The sequence below is a fragment of the Nocardioides humilatus genome (assembly GCF_008373755.1).
Classification (GTDB): Bacteria; Actinomycetota; Actinomycetes; order Propionibacteriales; family Nocardioidaceae; genus Nocardioides; species Nocardioides humilatus.
In genome coordinates, this window is record NZ_VUJV01000006.1 from 108760 (window position 1) to 127323 (window position 18564).

An 18564-nucleotide genomic window follows, 5' to 3' on the forward strand; every position below is an offset into this window, starting at 1 on the left:
GAGCGTCAGACCAGCTGCTGGAGCAGGCCGGTGTCGACGTCGTAGATGAACCCGCCGACCGTGACCGTGTCGGGGATGAGCGGGTGGGCCTTCACGCGCTGGACGTCGCCCGCCAGCGAGACCTCCTGGCCGTCGGTGACGGGCAGGGTCAGCCAGGACGTGTCCAGACCGGTGGCGTTGTCGAGGCGCTCACGCAGAGTGGCCTCGCTGTTGCTCGCGACGGCGCAGCGGGTGTGAGGGACGACCATGATCCGGCTGACGTTGAGCATGTGCACCGAGATCACCAGGGCGTCGAGGGTGAGATCGTCGACGCGGCCACCGGGGTTGCGCAGGATCTTGGCGTCACCGGGCTTGAGACCGACGGTGCGCAGCGGGTCGATGCGCGAGTCCATGCAGGTCACGATCGCGACGCCGGCGTGAGCGACGCCGTCGAAGCCCGAGAGGTCGAAATCGGCAGCGAAGTCGCGGTTCGCCGCAAGCAGGTCGTCGAAGTTGGCCACGGACCAAGGTTATCTAGCCGCCGGTGCGCAGGACCTCGGAGGTGTCCAGCCCTCGGGTCGGTGCGCGGCGGAAGAGCAGCAAGGCGACGACCCCGGCAAGGAGTGCGGCCGCGGCAGCGCCCGTGAACACCGAGTGCTCCTGCACGATCGCCAGGTCGGTGAGGCCGAGGTCGGGGTCGGCCACGTGCTCGACGTGGAGCCGGTGCAGGCCCCAGGTGGTGAGCACCGAGATGCCGACCAGCATGCCGACCATCCGGGCCACCACCACGAGGGCGCTCGCGAGCCCGTGGGTGTCGTGTGCGGTCGTGGAGAGCATGGCGGCGTTGACCGGAGCGAGGGCGAGCCCGAAGCCCAGGCCGCCGAGCACGAGAGGCACGTTGGACGCGAAGCCGTCGAGGCTGGTGGCGTCCCACTGCGCCATCCAGAGGAAGCCGCCGGAGGCGAGCACCATGCCGATCGCGGTGATGACGCCCGCGGGGAGCCGTCGGACCAGGTAGCCGCCCACCACCGCGCCGACCGGGAGCGCGACGAGGAAGCGCAACAGCACGAGGGCCGCACCGAGCTGGGAGTCGCGGAAGGTCGTCGTACGGGCGAACAGCGGGATGTCGACCAGCGCGGCGATGAGGGCCCAGCCGATCAGGAAGCTGACGGCCAGGGATCCCCAGGCAGGGACCGCCGCCAACGCCGCCCGCGGCACGATCGGAGCATCGGCGCGGACCAGGTGGAGCACGAAGGCCGCAGCCGCGATGGCCGAGCCGAGGAGGAACCAACCGCCCTTCGGGTTGAACACCGCTTGCTCGGGATCAGCGCTCGCGAAGGCCAGCACCACTCCGGCCAGGGCCAGTGCGAGGAGCGCGGCGCCGACGAGATCGGCGTCGCGGGCCGAGCGGTACCAGCCGCGCAGGTCGACCAGCGGGCGCTTCGCGAACAGGCACCTCGCCAGCAGCAGCACCGCTGCCGCGGCGGTGATGAGGCCGATCGGCGTCACCCAGCGGCTGCCGCCGTCGACGTAGGGGATGAAGAGCTGGCCGTAGGTCAGGTCGCGCTTGAGCTCGACCGGTTGCACGAAGGCGACGAAGAGCGCCCCCAGGAGTGCGACAGCCAGCAGCCCGCCCAGCAGGTCGGGCCTCGGTCTCGGTGCGCTGCTGTCGGCGGGTGACTCCGCACGCCACAAGGCGCGGACCGCCACCGCCAGCAGGACCCCTACAGCGAGGTTGATCGCGAAGATCGTGCGCCAGGACCCGAAGGCGAGGACGACGGCGCCGAAGAGCGGCCCGATGACGCTGCCGATCTCCTGGACACCCGACACGATGCCGAGCGGGACCCCGCGGTCCTCGACCGGGTAGAGCGCGGCGACGAGCGCCATGGTCGCCGGGACCAGACCGCCGCCACCGGCACCTTGGAGGAAGCGGCCGATGACCATCGTCGTGAGGTCGTAGGAGATGGTCGTGACCAGGGAGCCGACCGCGAAGACCACCAGCGAGGCAGCGAGCACGGGCACCTGACCGCGCAGGTCGGCGATCCGGCCGATCAGCGGCAGCATCGCGACGTAGCCGAGCAAGAAGCCCGACACGATCGGGGCCGCTCGCTGGAGCTCGTCGACGGGGATGCTGACGGCCGCCATCATGTCGGGCAGCGCGAGCACCACGACATAGGTGTCGACCGCAGCGAACGCGACGGCTGCTGCGCAGAAGGCCAGCAGCAGCCGGGAACGCCGGTCCGGTGCCGTGGTCATTCGGGTGCCGAGATCTCCTGCTCGACGCCGTAGTCCTCGACATCGATGGTGTAGGTGATCGCGTCCTCGCCCGAGAAGAACTCGCCGGTGATCTCCGCCTGGGTCAGCTCGCCGTCGCTGTTGATCCGGTAGGTCGCGTCGAAGGTGTCACCCTTGGCGCAGGGGAGGATGTTGCGGACGGCGTCGCCGGGCAGCGTGCCCGTGAACGGGGTCAGCGTCTCCTTGTTGTCGTCGCCGCCGAGCTCACTGTCGCCGGCCTCGAGGTCCTCGGTCGCGGTCAGCAACGGGGAGACGCCCTTCTCGGGGTCGAGGAGCTGGGCGGGATCGGGGGCGCAGAAGTCGTTGGGGTCGACGTCTTGCCAGCCGAGGACGGGCACCTTGACGTAGAGGGTGCCGTCGGCCGAGATCACGGGGATGTCGGCAGCGTCGACGCCCATGACGCGGCCGGCGACCTCGCCGTCGAAGGCGGCAGGGTCGGCGATGATGACGCCCTCGGCCGAGGCGAGGTAGTCGCCGTCGCTGGGCTCGTCGTCGGTGCTGAGGCTGACCTGGACGCCGCTGGTGTCATCGAGCTTGGCCTTGGCGCCTGCCATGACCTCCTCAGGCGTGACCTTGCCGTCGCCGTCGTCGTCGAGCTTCTTGTTCTCCGTGACGGGGTCGTCCCCGCCGGAGCAGGCGGAGAACGACGCGGTGGCCACGCCACCGACCAGGACCGCGGCGGCGAGGCGCCGGACAACTGTGGAGCGACGGGTCATGGCGTCACCCTGACACAGGGGAGGTCAGCACGCTGGCCAACGGTCCGGCACACGCCGCGAGCGCTTGACTGCCCGGGATCCCGGAGCCGTCGCGCTTTCCGGTCGCCTCGGGGAGGTCGATCGGGGCGCCGCTCGCTGCGGCTCCGCGTGCCGGCGAAGGTCCGGCCCAGGCGAAGATCAGTGTGTCCTCGCCCTTGAGGAAGCGGTGGCAGCGCACGCCGCCCGTGGCCCGACCCTTGCCGGGGTATTCGGCGAAGTCGGTCACCTTCAGGGCACCCGGCTCGGTGCCCGGGAGTGCGGTGGACGACCCCGACGCGGTGACGAGGACGGCGCCCTCGTAGGACGGCAGGTCGAGCGCGCCGAACCACACGACCCGTTCGCGGTCGGTGACGCGGACCCCGGCCATGCCGCCACCGGACCGGCCCTGCGGCCGCACGCCGGAGGCGGAGAAGCGGAGCAGTTGGGCGTCGGAGGTGACGAAGCACAGCTCCTCGTCACCTGTGCGGAGCTGCACGGCACCGACGACCTCGTCGCCGTCCTTGAGACCGATGACGTCCCACTCGTCCTTGCCGAGGACCTCGGGGTTGACCCGCTTGACGACGCCCTGCTTGGTGCCGAGGGCCAGCCCCGGGCCGTCGGTCGCCAGGGTGCACAGCGCCAGGGCCCGCTCGCCCGGGGCGAGGGAGAGGATCTCGGTCAGCGGCACCCCGCCCTGGAGGTTGGACTCGTTGGCCGAGGGCGGGATCGCGGGCAGGTCGAGTACGCCGACCTTCATCAGCCGCCCTGCGGAGGTGAGGACGCCGATCTCGCCGCGCGCGGTCGCCGCAACGGCGGAGACGACGACATCGTGGTTGGCGCGGGACCCGCCCGTGCCCACCGGCTCGGCGCTGTTGGTGCGGGCCATCAGTCCCGTCGAGGAGAGCAGGGCGAAGCAAGGGTCGTCGGGCACCTCGAGCGGCACGGCCGCCGCCGTCACCGCCGCTGTGCCAGCCGACTCGAGCAGCACGGTGCGACGTGGCGTGCCGTAGGTCTTGGCCACCTCGGCGAGCTCGTCGCTGACGACGCTGCGCAGCAGGTTCTCGTCGGCGAGGATCGCGTCGAGCTCCTCGATCTCGCGGCGCAGCGTCTCCTGCTCCTTCTCCAGCTCGATCCGGGAGAAGCGGGTCAGGCGCCGCAGCTGCATCTCGAGGATGTAGTCGGCCTGGGCGACGGACAGGTCGAAGACCGACATGAGTCGTTCCTTCGCCGCGGCCGAGTCGTCGCTGGTCCGGATGACCTGGATGACCTCGTCGATGTCGAGCAGTGCGATGAGGAGGCCGTCGACCAGGTGCAGGCGGTCGGCCTTCTTGTTGCGACGGAAGAGCGACCGACGGCGTACGACGTTGTAGCGGTGGTCGAGGAAGACCGTCAGCATCTCCTTCAGGCCCATCGTCCGCGGCTGGCCGTCGACGAGGGCGACGTTGTTGATGCCGAAGGTGTCCTCCATCGGCGTCTGCTTGTAGAGCTGCTCGAGCAACGCCTCGGGCACGAAACCGTTCTTGACCTCGATCACCAGGCGCAGGCCGTGCTGCCGGTCGGTGAGGTCCTTCATGTCGGCGATGCCCTGGATCTTCTTGCCCTGCACCAGGATCTTGATCCGCTCGATGACCTTCTCGGTGCCGACGCCGTAGGGGAGCTCGGTCACCACGATGCCCTTGCGGCGACCGATCGTCTCCACGCGCGCGGTCGCCCGCATGCGGAAGGTGCCGCGGCCGGTCTCGTAGGCGTCGCGGATGCCGTCGAGCCCGACGATCTTGCCGCCGGTGGGCAGGTCGGGACCCGGGATGAACCGCATCAGGCCGTCGACGTCGGTGCCGGGGTGCTTGATGAGATGGCGCAGCGCCTGGACGACCTCGACCAGGTTGTGGGGGGCCATGTTGGTCGCCATGCCGACCGCGATGCCCGTCGTGCCGTTGACGATGAGGTTGGGGATCGCCGCCGGGAGGACGGTCGGCTCCAGCTCACGGCTGTCGTAGTTGGGCCGGAAGTCGACGGTGTCCTCGTCGATCGAGTCGGTCATCGCCGTCGCGGCGGGAGCCATCCGGCACTCGGTGTAACGCATGGCCGCGGGGGAGTCGTCGGGCGAGCCGAAGTTGCCGTGTCCGTCGATGTAGGGCACCCGCATCGACCACGGCTGGGCCATCCGGACCAGGGCGTCGTAGATGGCGCTGTCGCCGTGGGGGTGCAGCCGGCCCATGACCTCACCGACGACGCGGGCGCTCTTGACGTGACCGCGGTCGGGCCGCAGGCCCATGTCGTTCATCGTGTAGAGGATGCGCCGCTGCACCGGCTTGAGGCCGTCGCGCGCGTCGGGCAGAGCCCGGGAGTAGATGACCGAGTAGGCGTACTCCAGGAAGGACGACTGCATCTCGTCACGGATGTCGGTGTCGAGGATGTGCTCCTCGAAGTCTTCCGGTGGGGGAGTCGTCGTACGCCGTGCCATGGGCGCCATTCTCCCTGGCCGGTCCGACCGTCCACCGGAGGGCTCGCCGGGTCGGGCCCCCGCTAGATTGAGTCCGTGACGGACGGGACGCCCACCCAGGAGATCAAGCCGCCTCCAGCACACTGGGAGAGCGACGTCATCCTGCGCGACGGGCGGACCGCGCACATCCGGCCGATCCGGGCCGACGACGAGCAGCTGATGGTCGAGTTCTACTCCCGCGTCTCGGACCAGTCGAAGTACTACCGCTTCTTCTCGCCGATGCCGACGCTCTCCGAGCGCGACGTACGGCGCTTCACGCACGTCGACCACCACCAGCGGGTCGCGCTCGTGATGCTGCTCCAGGGCCGGATGATCGCCGTGGGGCGCTACGACGTGGTCGCCCCGCAGGAGGCCGAGGTCGCCTTCCTGGTCGAGGACCAGCACCAGGGCCGTGGCATCGCCCAGCTCCTGCTGGAGCACCTGGCCCAGGCGGGCCGCGAGCGCGGCGTCGAGCGGTTCCTGGCCGAGGTGCTGCCGGACAACAGCCGGATGATCCAGACCTTCCGCGACGCCGGCTACCGGGTCGCGAGCGGCTACGCCGACGGCGTGATCACCCTCGAGTTCCCGATCGACCCCACCGACACCGCCATCGGCGTGATGCACAACCGGGAGCACGTCGCCGAGTCGGCCTCGATCCACCGCTTCTTCCATCCCGCCTCGGTCGCGATCGTCGGCGCCAGTCGGCGGCAGGACACCATCGGTCAGCTGCTCGTGCGCAACCTGGTCAACGCCGACTTCGCCGGTCGCGTCTACGTCGTCAACCCGTCGGCCAACGCCGTGAGCGGGATGCCGGCCTACAAGTCGGTCAACGACATCCCCGACGAGGTCGACGTCGCGATCGTCGCGGTCCCCGCCGACGCCGTCACCGACGTCGTGCTCGACTGCGCGGCCAAGGGCGTCCACGGCCTGATCGTGATCTCCTCGGGCTTCGCCGAGACCGGCGACGAGGGTCGCCGCCGGCAGCGGCACCTGGTTGGCCTGTCCCGGTCCTACGGCCTGCGCCTGATCGGGCCCAACTGCCTGGGCGTCATCAACACCGACCCCACTGTGTCGGTCAACGCCTCGCTGTCCTCGGTCATGCCGGCCCGCGGGCGGGCGGGGTTCTTCTGCCAGTCCGGCGCCCTCGGCTCGGCGATCCTGGAGAAGGTCAAGAACCGTGGTCTCGGCATCTCGACCTTCGTCAGCGCGGGCAACCGCGCCGACGTCTCCGGCAACGACCTCCTCCAGTACTGGGAGGAGGACGACGCCACCGAGGTCGTGATGATGTATCTCGAGTCGATCGGTAACCCGCGCAAGTTCTCCCGCATCGCCCGCCGGGTCTCCCTGCGCAAGCCGATCGTCGCCGTGCGCTCCGGCCGCACCACCCAAGGCGTCCCGATGGGGCACACGGTGCGTCGCATCGACGCGCCGCAGGCGGCCGTCGATGCGATGTTCCGCCAGGCGGGCGTGATCCAGGTCGACACCCTGGAGGAGATGTTCGACGTCGCGCAGCTGTTGGCACACCAGCCGCTGCCGCGCGGTCGTCGGGTTGCCATTGTCGGCAACTCCGACGCGCTGGGGCTCCTGGCCGCCGACGCGGCTGCCGCCGTCGGCCTCGTCGTCAACCGGTCGGTCGCCCTCGGCGCCGACGCGACGGCCGAGGACTTCGAGGACGCGCTCGACGAGGCGATCGACGATCCCGACATCGACTCGGTCGTCGCCGTCTACATCCCGCCCCTCCACGTGACCGGCGACGAGGTCGCCAACGTGTTGGCGGCCGTGGGGGAGCAGTCCGACAAGCCGCTCGTCTCCTCCTTCCTCGGCGCCGAGGGCATCCCCGAGCTGCTGCGGGTGCCCGATGTCGCGGGATCGACTGCCGGCCGCGGTTCGGTGCCCTCCTACCCGGCCGTCGAGGCCGCTGTCCGCGCCCTCGCGCGGGTCGTCGACTACGCCGTGTGGCTGCGGACGCCCGACGGCGCCCCCACCGACCCGGGCGACGTCGATCCTGCGGCGGCACGGCAGCTGGTGCAACGGATCCTGCTCGACCGCCCCGAGGAGGTCCTGCTGGACCGCGAGCAGCTCACCGAGCTGCTCGCCACCTACGACATCGACCTCTGGCCGGTCGTGCCGGTCGCCTCGCTCAAGGAGGCCCAGGCGGCCGCCAAGGACCTCGACTGGGACGTGGTGCTCAAGGCGACCGCCGCCTCCGTGCGCGAGCGGCCCGACCGCCAGCACGTCTGGCGCAACATCGACTCCGCGAGCGAGATGAAGGAGGCCTGGGGCACGCTCACGGCCTTCGTCCCCGATCCGGCTGCGGCGGCGTTCGTCGTGCAGAAGAACGCACCGGCCGGCGTACCGATCTCGATCCGGTCGTTCGAGGACCCGCTCTTCGGGCCCGTCGTCTCCTTCGGCATCTCCGGCCCGATCATCGAGCTGCTCGGCGACTGGTCCTACCGGATCCCGCCGCTCGGTGAGCACGACGTCGCGTCGATGATCCGCGAGGTGAAGAGCTCGCCGCTCCTCTTCGGCTACCGCGGCGCACGGCCGGTCGACGTAGGCGCGATCGAGCAGCTGATCACGAAGGTCGCCCACCTCCAAAACGACCTCCCCGAGGTCAGCGCGCTGGAGCTGTCCCTCGCGCTGTCGGGTGTCGACGGGGTGACGGTGCTGACGGCCGCGGCTCGCGTGGCGCCGGTGCGGGACCCACGTCCGGACTCCTTCGTACGACGCCTGCCCGACGTCGGCGCGACCCTCCCTGACTGACGTGACAGGATGCGGTCATGCCTGACCTGCGCGCCCGTACCTCCGAGGACCGGGACCGAGCTGCTGAGCTGCGGACGGCGATCGACCGCACCGGCTACTACCCCGAGGTCGTCGCGGACGCGGTGACCGAGGCCGTCGGCGGCGAGCAGGTCGTGTCGTTCTACGTGCACCACGAGCCGACCTTCGAGCGCGACGAGGTCCGTCGCCACCAGAGCGTGATCGTGCTGACGCCTTCGCGGTTGATCCTCGCCCACACCGACGAGCACGCCGGCGACGACCTCCTGCCCGAGCCCTACACCTCGACGTCGACGGAGGCCGTCAGCCTCAGCGCGGTGACCTCGGTCGTCGTCACCCGGATGACGACCAACCCCACCGCTGGCCCGCAGCCGCCCGCCGAAGCGGTCCTCACCATCGGCTGGGGCGCCGTCCACCGGGTCGACCTCGAGCCCGCGGGCTGCAACGACCCGCAGTGCGACGCCGACCACGGCTACACCGGCACGCTCGCCTCTGACGACTTCTCGCTCCGCGTCTCCGCGGCGGCCGACGGCAACGACGCCGTGGGGGGTCTGTTGTCCTTCGCCGCCTCGCTGTCCGCGCGCACACGCGGGTGAGCGCGCCACAGCCGGTGGGCGGCTTCTGCGAGCCTGCCTACGGTGACCGATCGCTGGGCGACGTCGTCCCGGCCGTCGCTGCCGCCCTCGGTCACGGGCTCGGTCCGGCACCCACCGGGCTCGACCTGCCGGGCGCACCCTCCTACGTCGTCTTCCTGATCGACGGACTGGGTGCCAACCTGCTGCGGCGGCACGCGGAGGTGGCTCCCTACCTCGCCTCCCTGCTGGCGACCTCGACCACCGGTACGGCCGGCGTGCCGTCGACGACGTCGACGAGCCTGACCTCGCTCGGCACCGGCATGGTGCCCGGTGGACACGGCCTGGTCGGCTTCACCACCCGGGTGCCAGGCACCGACGACCTCCTCAACGCCCTGCTCTGGGACGTCGACATCGACCCGCTGGAGTGGCAACCCCACCAGACGGCGTTCTCGCGGCTCCAGGCCATGGGCGTCCGGGTGAGCGTGGTCAACAAGCGTGAGTTCTACGGCAGCGGGCTCACCGTCGCCGCCCACCGCGGCGCCGACTACGTCGGGGTCGACCGGGTCGGCGAGCGGATCGCAGCAGTCGTGGCGGCCTCGGCCGACCCGCCTTCGCTGACCTACGTCTACGACGGCGACCTCGACTGGACCGGCCACCGCTGGGGCGTCGACTCCAGCCACTGGCTCCAGCAGCTGGCGATGATCGACCACGAGGCCGAGCAGCTGCGCGAGGCGCTGCCGCGCGACCGTCGCCTGCTCGTGGTGGCCGACCACGGCATGGTCGACGTACCCGCCGACAACCGGATCGACGTGGCCGAGGACGAGTGCCTGGCGTCGGGCATCGCCCTCATCGGTGGCGAAGCGCGGTTCCGGCACCTCTACTGCGTCGGTGGAGCCGTGCCCGACGTCGTCGCCACCTGGCGCGAGACGCTCGGGGAGCGGGCCGAGGTGATGACCCGCGCCGAGGCCGTCGGTCGTGGCTGGTTCGGGCCTGTCGACCCGGCCGTGCTGCCGCGCATCGGTGACGTCGTGGTCGCCTGCCGGGGTGACGCGGCCGTCTTGTCGACCGACGGGTTCCCCTACGAGACCAAGCTCATCGGGATGCACGGTTCTCTGACCGACGACGAGATGCTGATCCCGATCCTGGTCGACTGACGCCGACGCGGCTCGCGTCCGGTCTAGACCGGAGGACCCAATCGGGTCGTTCTCCGATGCTCAGGTAAAGACCCGTCTTTACTTTCGACGCATGGGACCAACACTTCGACTGCTTGCCTCCACCGTCGTCGCGCTCGTCGGCGGGGTGGGCCTCGTCGCGACGGGACCTGCGGCGCACGCCGCGGCCGGACCGACGCTGACGCGCAGCGGTGGGCTGTTCACCGTGACGGTGGGGACGGTCCCGCTCAACTTCATCGTGTCGCCGTCGAGCAACACGCCGGGCAACCTGACGTTCGGCAACGCCGGGTGGACCTCGGCCCCCGCCGGCTGTGTGTTCCTGTACGGCGGCACCACCTACCTGGACTGCGCGGGCGTGGTCAAGATCGTCGTCCACGGCGGCTCGGGCGACGACTACGCGAGTGCCGCGGACGGCATCGTGGTGCCACTGGAGGTGCACGCGGGCGATGGCGATGACGACATCAACGGCGGCGGGGGCAACGACAAGATCTACGGCGACGGCGGACGCGACTACGTCTCCGGTGACTCCGGTGTCGACCGGGTCGAGGGTGGTGCGGGCGACGACTACCAGGTCCGCGGCGACGGTGGCAACGACACCCTCCTCGGCGACGCCGGCAACGACCGGGTGATGGGTGGTGACGGCAACGACACCGTGTCGGGCGGCATCGGCAACGACGAGGTCTACGGCGACAGCGGGAGCAGCTCCTACTCCTTGACGGACGGCAACGACATCGTCAACGGCGATGCCGGCAACGACACGCTCTGGGCCCAGGGCGGTCGTGACGTCGTCAACGGCGGCGACGGGGTCGACATGGCGTCCTACGTCGGCTACCGCGAGAACGACACCTCTTTCAAGATCGCCCTGGACAACCTCGCCAACGACGGCCCGGCGGGCGAGAAGGACAACATCGGCCCGCTCGGCGACGTGGAGAACGCGACCGCACCCGACCTCCGCGACTTCGGCTCGCTCACCATGACGGGCAACGACGGGCCTAACTTCCTCCGGGTCGAGTTCGCCGATGGCCCGGTGGTCGTCGACGGCGGTGGGGGCAACGACGTGATCCAGGGGAGTGGCAGCGACGGCGTGACCATCCTGCGCGGGGGCGACGGAGCCGATGACGTCACCGGTTCGTCCGCGGACGAGAAGATCTACGGCGGCGCCGGCAACGACGAGCTCAACGGCGGGAGCGGCAACGACGCGATCGATGGTCAGGAAGGCTCTGACCAGGTCTTCGGTGGCAACGGCAACGACACCATTCAGGCGGTCGACAACACCGTCGACACGATCTCTTGCGGGCAGGACGCGGACATCGCACGAGTCGACACCGGTGACGTCGTGGCTGTCGACGCCCTGAGCATCTGCGAGTCGTTGACGAAGGTGCAGCCGGCAAAGCCCAACGTGGTCGTACCTACGACCGCGGATTATCAGCTCGACGCCAACGGGGTCGGCACGTTCAACCTCACGAACAACAGCAGGTTCCCGGTCACCGTGTCGGCGACCGCCACGACCACCAAGGTCGTCGGGACGGGCGGTGTGACCCTGGCTTCGCAGGCGGCGGGCAACCTCCTCCTCCAGCTCAACGCGGACGGGAAGGCGGTCGTCGCGGCGCGGGGCAGCCTGCGCTGCTCGGTCACCTTTACGTTGACCGGCAACGGGCAGACCACGCAGGTCAAGCGAGTTGTGACGTTCTTGGAGTAGCCCCGGATGGCACGCGTGATGTGCTGTGACCGAACCATTCGGTGACCTCGCGTCGTCAGGGTGGTTGACGGGGCACCCAGCCCCGCTGCTGCTGAGGAGGCGGGATGGCTCGGGACCGGGCTGCGTTCGCAGAGTTCGTCGCCACGCGATCGGGGGCGCTGCACCGTGCGGCCTATCTGATGGTCGGTGACGTCGGGCTCGCGCAGGACCTCGTGCAGGAGGCCCTCACCAAGACCTACGTCGCCTGGCCGCGGCTGCGTGACGCCGGCAACGCCGAGGCCTACACCCGCAAGGTGATCACCAACACCGCGATCACCTGGTTCCGCAGGAAGGGCTGGAAGGGCGAGCGCCCCACCGGTGTCGTGCCGGAGGGCACCCATGCCGGCCACGCCGACCACGTCGCCGACCGGACCGCGCTGATGCAGGCTCTCCAGCAGCTGCCGCCGCGCCAGCGAGCCGCGATCGTGCTGCGGTTCTACGACGACCTCACCGAGGCACAGACGGCTGCGGCGATGGACTGCGCCGTCGGCACCGTGAAGAGCCAGGTCTCGGCCGGGCTCGCCAAGCTGCGCATCCTGCTGGGTGATGCCGTGGACCTCGACGACCTGATGCCCGCAGGAGGTGCGGCATGACCGAGAAGCTGAAGAACCTGATGGACGAGGTGACCGGGATGGTCGACCAGGACTTCGTGTCTCCCGACCTCGATGCGATCACCTCGGCCGGCGACCGGGCCGTACGGCGACGGCGAGTGCTCACCGGAGCGGTCGGACTGGCCGTCGTGGCAGTCATCGCCACGGGGACCGTGCTGCTGGCCGGCAGCGATCGCGACGACAAGGCCGACTTCTCCGACACCACCTTCAGGACCGACGCGCCGTTGTGGACCGAGGGGAGCGTCCTGCACACGCCCGACCGCACTTACGACCTGGGCGTCGACGTCATCAGCATGACGCGGACCGAGGACGACATCGCATACATCGGTGACGACTACGGCGTCTACGTCTTCGACGGCACCAGCAGCGAGCGGATCGGGACTGCGGCAGACCTCGACGGCGCGCTGACCATGCTGATCGGTGACTCTGACGGCACCCGGGTGGGGTGGATCGAGGACCACGAGGGTCAGCTCGATTTTGTGGTGCGCGACATTTCCACCGGTGCGATGTTCGTCGACTCTGTGCATGTCGACCCCGATGGTGAGGAACCGCTGGACACGGGGCTCCTTCTCGCGATCGACGGGTCGACGGTCTACCGGGTGGATGCGCGGGGCACGACGGTGGTCGACGTGGTGACCGGCGAGACCAAGACGCTCGGTGACAAGAACGAGCCGGTGCTGGTGATCGACGCCGAAGAGGGCACCACCGTGACGTGGGTGGAGACGCCGAGTGGTGGCGACCTCGGCACCGACGTGATCGGCCCCGACGGAGGGACCCTGCTCGGCTACAGGGAGATCGGCACCGTCGGCGCCCTGTCGCCCGACGCCCGGTGGGCGGCCGGCATCGACGCTCCGATCGTCTGGGACGTGCGGTCGGGTCGTCAGGTCGGGCTCGACGTCGGGACCACCAGCGACGCTGTCGGCTATGAGTGGCTCGACAACGAGACGTTGATGGTCATCACCGAGGTGCAGGACGACCTGGGCGGTGCTGGCGGCGACGACCACATCGGGCTCGCGCGGTGCGTCGTGCCTTCGGGGGAGTGCACCGACATCGCGACGGTCGCCATCTCCGAGGACAACCGGGTCGCCCTTCCGTCGTTCGGGCTCCTTCCGCTCTTCACCTTCGGCGGCGAGGACAGCGCCTCGATGACCTCCGAGGAGGCGAGCGCGGAAGCGCCCGTGGAGTCCAGCACCGAGCGCCCGGAGTAGTTCTGGCAGGATCCACCGCGTGGCAGAGCTGACCTTCTGGACGGGCACGATGGACGCGGGGAAGTCGACGCTGGCGCTGCAGACCAACCACAACCATGCGGCCCGGGGCCGCATCGGTCGGCTCTACACCTCCCACGACCGGGCAGGCGTGGCAACGGTCTCCTCCCGGCTCGGCCTCACCGCCGAGGCCCGTGAGGTGACGCCCGACTACGACTTCTGGCGCGAGACTGTCGACGCGCTCACGCAGGGCGCCCGGATCGACTACTTCGTCTGTGACGAGGCGCAGTTCTACACGCGTGACCAGATCGACCAGCTGGCGAAGATCGTCGACGAGCTCCAGATCGACGTCTTCTGCTTCGGCATCCTGACCGACTTCCGCACCCGGCTCTTCGAGGGCTCGGCCCGCCTCGTCGAGCTGGCCGACCGCACCGAGTTGCTGCAGGTCGAAGCGCTGTGCTGGTGCGGCAAGCGTGCGACCCACAACGCCCGCACCGAGGACGGTGTGATGGTCACCGAGGGTGAGGTGATCGTGGTGGGAGACGTCGACGTACCCCAGGACGTGCCCCAGGACGAGCCCAGCGTCGTCTCCTACGAGGTGCTCTGCCGCCAGCACCACCGCCGCGGCCTCACCGCAGCGCGGGCCAGGGCGGTCTCGCTCGCCCCGGACCCGCTTCCCTTCGGCTGAGGCCGTCGCGAGGATGAGGGCACCGACCCCTCACGGAAGGCACCGCTATGTCTCCTCTTCGCCTCGCCCAGCGTCTGCCGCGTCCCCGGCTGACCTACGCCAACATCGCCTCGACCGCTGCTCTGGTGATCGCGATGGGCACCGGCACGGCCTATGCGGCCGACACCGTCTTCTCAACAGACATCGTCGATGGCGAGGTGAAGAACGCCGACCTCGCGACCAACTCCGTCAACACCGGCAAGATCATCAACCAGGGCGTCTGGGGCCAAGACGTCAAGGACGAGACCATCACCGGCCAGCAGGTCGCCGACGGTGGCCTTTCGGGGATTGATCTGGCGGCCAACTCGATCGCGGATTGGCACCTGCTTCCTGACTCGGTCGGTTCGACCGAGCTCAAGATCAACTCGGTCTTCAGCTCGGACATCATCGACGAGACGGTGACCGCCGAGGACATCCACACCGACGGTGTCGGCGCGAGTGAGATCCAGGACGAGAGCGTCGGCAGTGGCGAGATCGTCACGGAAAGCATCATCAGCACCGATCTCGCCGTCGGTTCGGTCGGCACCAGCGAGGTCGCCGACGGCTCGCTCACCTCGTTCGACGTCGCCGACAGCTCGCTCGGCGGCGCGGACGTCGGCAACGACAGCCTCACCATGACCGATGTCGCCGGCGGCGGGGCCAACGGCCAGATCTCCTTCGGCTCGATTGCGCAGGGCAGGTGCACCGAGGTCACTCTCACGATCTCTGGGGCGACCGCCGGCGACGTCGTGGTGCTGACCACCAAGGGCGACATGCCCGACGGCGTGTTCGTCTACGGCACGCAGGTCGTCTCGGCAAGCTCGATGAGGGCAGTGATCTGCAACCTCAGCGGGTCGGTCTCGCCGGCCGTGACGAACATGCCGGTACGGGTCGTGACGTTCCGCTGAGGAGGTCTCAAGTCTGGCTCAATTGCCGGTGAGACGGTCCCCGCACGGAGCCGCCGATGGCCACGATGGGCGTGGTCACCGCCCCCACTCGGAAGGTTCCGTCATGTCTGCTCTCTCGATGCTGCGCCGGGTGCCCCGGCCCCGGCTCAGCTACGCCAACATCGCGTCCACGGCAGCGCTCGTACTCGCGCTCGGCACCGGAACGGCCTACGCCGCTGACACCGTCTTCTCGACCGACATCGTCGACGGCGAGGTGAAGAACGCCGATCTCGCGGTCAACGCGGTCAACACCGGCAAGATCCTCAACGGTGGCGTGTGGGCGCAGGACATCCAGGCGGAGAGCCTCACCAGTGCCCAGGTCCTCGACGGCAGCCTGTCCGGCGCCGACCTCGCCGCGGACTCGATCGGAGCCGGCCAGATCCTCGACGGAGCCGTGGGATCTCTCGATGTTCTCAACGAGTCGTTGACCTTCAACGATCTCGCCACCGACTCGGTCAACGCGACGGAGATCGCGGACAACAGCATCGACAGCGGGGAGATCAGCGACAACAGCCTCTTCTCTGACGACCTGGCGAGCAACTCTGTCGGCTCCAGCGAGGTCGTCGATGGAGCGGTGGGCTCGGCCGAGGTCGCCAACAGCAGCCTGACCGGAAGCGACGTTGCCAACGACAGCCTGACCATGTCCGACATCGCGGGCGGCGGGACGAGCAATGGCACCGTGTCCTACGGGTCGATCTCCAACGGCAGGTGTACCGAGTCGACGTTGTCGATCGGCGGCGCGACGGCTGGGGACGCCGCGGTGATCACCCCCAAGGGCGACATGCCGAACGGCGTTTTCCTCTACGCGACCCAGGTCTCGTCGGCCAGCACCCTGAGGGTGGTGCTCTGCAACCTGAGCGGCGCCGCTTCACCCGTGATCACCGACATGCCGGTCCGGATCCACACCTTCCACTGATGCCGAGGGTGGCGGAGGTGGTCACGCCGGCAGCGTGAACCACACCGTGGTGCCGCCGTCGGTCGCGTCCTCGACGCCGATCCGCCCACCGTGTGCCTCGACCGCACGGCGGGCGGTCGCGAGGCCGATGCCGGAGCCTTCGACGGACCGGTCGACACGGCTGTGCAGCTCGAACACCGACTCACGCTGGTCGGCGGGGATGCCGCGGCCGTTGTCGGTCACGGAGACCCGCCAATTGTTGCCGGTGCGCGCGGCATCCACGGTGATCACGGGGGTGCGGTCGCCGGGGGTGAACTTCACGGCATTGGTCAGCAGGTTGAGGAGTACGGCGTAGAGCTGGTCCACGTCGCCCGCGACCTCGGGCAGCGCGGCCCGCTCGACCTGCGCCGACCGGTCCTTCAGGAGGGGGGAGAGGTCGTCGAGGACGTGGTCCAGCACCGCGTCGAGGCGCACTCGCGTGCGCTCGAGTGAGGCGCCGACCTTCGCGTAGCCGAGGATCGTGTCGATCATCGCAGCCATCCGGTGGCCCGCCTTGGTGGTGGCGTGGACGAGCTCGGCGACCGCCGGATCCTGGGTGACGGCCGGCTCGGTCGCGAGCAGCTCGGCGTTGGCGAGCACCGCCGTCAGCGGCGAGCGCAGGTCGTGGCTGACCTGGCCGGCGAAGAGGGACAGCAGCTCGTTGGAGCGGGTGAGCTCCTCCTGGGTGCGGGTGAGCTCCTGCAGGGACTCTTCGAGCTGCTGGGTGCGCAGCCGCAGCTCGAGGACGTCGAGGACGCGCGCGGCGAGCCCGTTGAGGAGGATCGCCTTGTCGGGGGTGAGCTCGTGCGGCTCGGTGTCGAAGACGCACAGCCGCCCGATGATGGTGCCTTCGGGCGTGATCAGGGGCGCCGAGGCGTAGAACCTGACCTTGTCGATCTCGCCGGAGACGAACGGGTTGGTGGCGAAGCGCGGGTCCTCGCTCGCGTCCGAGCAGACCACGGGCTCGATGCTGTCCAGCACGACGGCGCACATCGAGTCGTCGCGGGAGCACACCGACGGGTCGATGCCGGCCGCTGCGATCTGGTGCTGGTGGTCACGCGTGATCAGGTTGATCGCGGCGTTGGGGACGTCGCACACCAGCGCGGCGAGCTCGGCCAGCGCCTGCAGGTCGCGGCCCCCCGGTTGCTCGAGGGCCCGGTAGCGGGCGATGGCAACGTCTGCTGCGGTGCTCGTCGTCGGGGCCACGGGCTGATCTTTACCCACGGCGCTGACGAAGCCAAGCCGGTCAGTGGTCGGCAACGGGTCGCTTCGGCAGGCGCACGAGAACGCCGTCCGTGGTCTGGGTCAGGGACCCGCCGGCCGCGGCGACCAGGTCGGACGCTGGGCCACGGTGACGCGAGGCGACGGCGGCGTCCTGGCCACCCGTCGTGATCGAGATCTCCAGGTGGGTGCCGCGATCGCTGGCGCGCACCTCGCTGCCGCCTCCGACCAAGAGCTCCAGTGCCTTCACGACCGGGGAAGGGTCGAGGTGGGTCGGCAACGGTCCGCTGGGCACGTGGGTGACGCGCCGGCCCAGCTCGGCCACTCGGGCGACGGTGTCGGCGATGAGCGCATCGAGGTCGAGGTCGATCTCGGCCGCCGCGCTGTGGCTCCGCGACACTGCGAGGAGGTCGTTGACGGCTGCGGACAACCGGTCGAGCTCCCCGATCGCGAGCTGGAGCTGGGCGTTGACGCTCTCCGGGGTCTCGGGCCACAGCGACAGGTCCTCGAGCTCGAGGCGCAACGCGGTGATCGGGGTCCGCAGCTCGTGGGAGGCGTGCACGGCGATGTCGCGCTCGTGCTGGAGCAGCTCGTCGAGCTGACGCCCACTGCTGCGGAGGCCGGCTGCGATCTCGCGCGCCTCGGGCACCTTGGAGTCGGGGAGGTCGGGGTGGAACTGCCCGGCGCCGAGGCCACGGGCGGCCACGGCGAGGTCCTGGAACGGGCGGGCGATCCGACGTGACAACAGGTAGCCCGCGGCGCCGGCGAGGAGCACGAGGAGGAGGCCCAGGAGCACCAGCGGGAGGATGGCCTCGGCGATGTCGTCACCGACCCGGTCGCCCTCGAGGGTCACGATCACCGTGCCGCCGTCGGTCTCCACCCGCGCGGAGATGTCGTTGCCGCTGGGGTCGCTGTAGTCCGTCGTACGGACTGATTTGCCGGACGGCGCCCAGACGATGATGCCCTCGCCGTCGTCAGCGAGGGAGTCGAGGAAGTCGACGTCGACCTTGAGGTCAGCGTCGCGGCGCTCCTCGACGGCGACCGACACCAGGTCGGCGGTGCGGTCGATCCGGCTCTGCTCCTGGTCGCGGACCAGGTCGGCAAGGACGTAGGCGCGCGGGATGCCGTAGAGACCGACGACGACGATCGTCAGTCCGACGAAGGCGGCGACGAGGCGCTCGCGCACC

15 protein-coding genes are annotated in these 18564 nt (G+C 69.8%); 9 read left to right on the plus strand and 6 right to left on the minus strand.

Annotated features, from left to right (window positions below):
- Positions 1-5 precede the first annotated feature (5 nt).
- From F0U44_RS16790 to F0U44_RS16805, 4 genes are read right to left on the minus strand one after another with little or no spacing between them, the layout of a single operon-like run.
- Complete coding sequence (locus F0U44_RS16790) at positions 6-500, minus strand: beta-class carbonic anhydrase (RefSeq protein WP_149729514.1); 495 nt, start codon at positions 498-500, stop codon at positions 6-8.
- Positions 501-513: 13 nt separating this feature from the next.
- Positions 514-2235 carry an MFS transporter gene (locus tag F0U44_RS16795; protein WP_149729515.1) on the minus strand — a complete coding sequence of 574 codons (1722 nt, stop codon included), beginning with the start codon at positions 2233-2235 and terminating at the stop codon, positions 514-516.
- Positions 2232-2990 carry an LppX_LprAFG lipoprotein gene (locus F0U44_RS16800; protein WP_149729516.1) on the minus strand — a complete coding sequence of 253 codons (759 nt, stop codon included), beginning with the start codon at positions 2988-2990 and terminating at the stop codon, positions 2232-2234. Before F0U44_RS16800 ends, F0U44_RS16795 begins: the two co-directional genes overlap by 4 nt.
- Positions 2991-2994: 4 nt before the next feature.
- Positions 2995-5472, minus strand: a complete 2478-nt coding sequence (locus tag F0U44_RS16805) for a DNA gyrase/topoisomerase IV subunit A (RefSeq protein ID WP_149729517.1) — start codon at positions 5470-5472, stop codon at positions 2995-2997.
- A 75-nt stretch (positions 5473-5547) separates the two neighbouring features.
- On the opposite strand from F0U44_RS16805, the gene F0U44_RS16810 reads away from it, so the two are divergent.
- The 9 genes from F0U44_RS16810 (at position 5548) to F0U44_RS16850 (ending at position 16138) form a co-directional block, all read left to right on the plus strand.
- Positions 5548-8253: a bifunctional acetate--CoA ligase family protein/GNAT family N-acetyltransferase gene (locus F0U44_RS16810; protein WP_149729518.1), complete on the plus strand. Its 2706-nt coding sequence runs from the start codon at positions 5548-5550 to the stop codon at positions 8251-8253.
- 17 nt (positions 8254-8270) lie between these two features.
- The gene (locus F0U44_RS16815) at positions 8271-8864 is read left to right on the plus strand and encodes a DUF5998 family protein (RefSeq protein WP_149729519.1); all 594 of its coding nucleotides are present in this window, start codon (positions 8271-8273) and stop codon (positions 8862-8864) included.
- The gene (locus F0U44_RS16820) at positions 8861-9997 is read left to right on the plus strand and encodes an alkaline phosphatase family protein (protein ID WP_246160578.1); all 1137 of its coding nucleotides are present in this window, start codon (positions 8861-8863) and stop codon (positions 9995-9997) included. The genes F0U44_RS16815 and F0U44_RS16820 overlap by 4 nt, the downstream gene beginning before the upstream one ends.
- A 91-nt stretch (positions 9998-10088) precedes the next feature.
- Positions 10089-11714: a calcium-binding protein gene (locus tag F0U44_RS16825; RefSeq protein WP_149729520.1), complete on the plus strand. Its 1626-nt coding sequence runs from the start codon at positions 10089-10091 to the stop codon at positions 11712-11714.
- Positions 11715-11818: 104 nt separating this feature from the next.
- Entirely contained in the window at positions 11819-12346 is a 528-nt protein-coding gene (locus F0U44_RS16830) for a SigE family RNA polymerase sigma factor (protein WP_149729521.1), read from the plus strand.
- The gene (locus tag F0U44_RS16835; RefSeq protein ID WP_149729522.1) at positions 12343-13572 is read left to right on the plus strand and encodes a hypothetical protein; all 1230 of its coding nucleotides are present in this window, start codon (positions 12343-12345) and stop codon (positions 13570-13572) included. The genes F0U44_RS16830 and F0U44_RS16835 overlap by 4 nt, the downstream gene beginning before the upstream one ends.
- 19 nt (positions 13573-13591) lie before the next feature.
- Entirely contained in the window at positions 13592-14257 is a 666-nt protein-coding gene (locus F0U44_RS16840; RefSeq protein WP_149729523.1) for a thymidine kinase, read from the plus strand.
- A 47-nt stretch (positions 14258-14304) separates the two neighbouring features.
- Complete coding sequence (locus F0U44_RS16845) at positions 14305-15183, plus strand: hypothetical protein (protein ID WP_149729524.1); 879 nt, start codon at positions 14305-14307, stop codon at positions 15181-15183.
- 103 nt (positions 15184-15286) lie between these two features.
- Positions 15287-16138, plus strand: a complete 852-nt coding sequence (locus tag F0U44_RS16850; RefSeq protein ID WP_149729525.1) for a hypothetical protein — start codon at positions 15287-15289, stop codon at positions 16136-16138.
- A gap of 21 nt (positions 16139-16159) precedes the next feature.
- Here the strand turns inward: F0U44_RS16850 and F0U44_RS16855 are convergent, their stop codons facing one another.
- On the minus strand, positions 16160-17362 hold the full coding sequence (locus F0U44_RS16855) for a sensor histidine kinase (protein WP_188113529.1): 1203 nt from the start codon (positions 17360-17362) through the stop codon (positions 16160-16162).
- Between the two features lie 40 nt (positions 17363-17402).
- Complete coding sequence (locus F0U44_RS16860) at positions 17403-18563, minus strand: histidine kinase dimerization/phospho-acceptor domain-containing protein (RefSeq protein WP_149729527.1); 1161 nt, start codon at positions 18561-18563, stop codon at positions 17403-17405.
- Between the last annotated feature and the right edge of the window lies 1 nt (position 18564).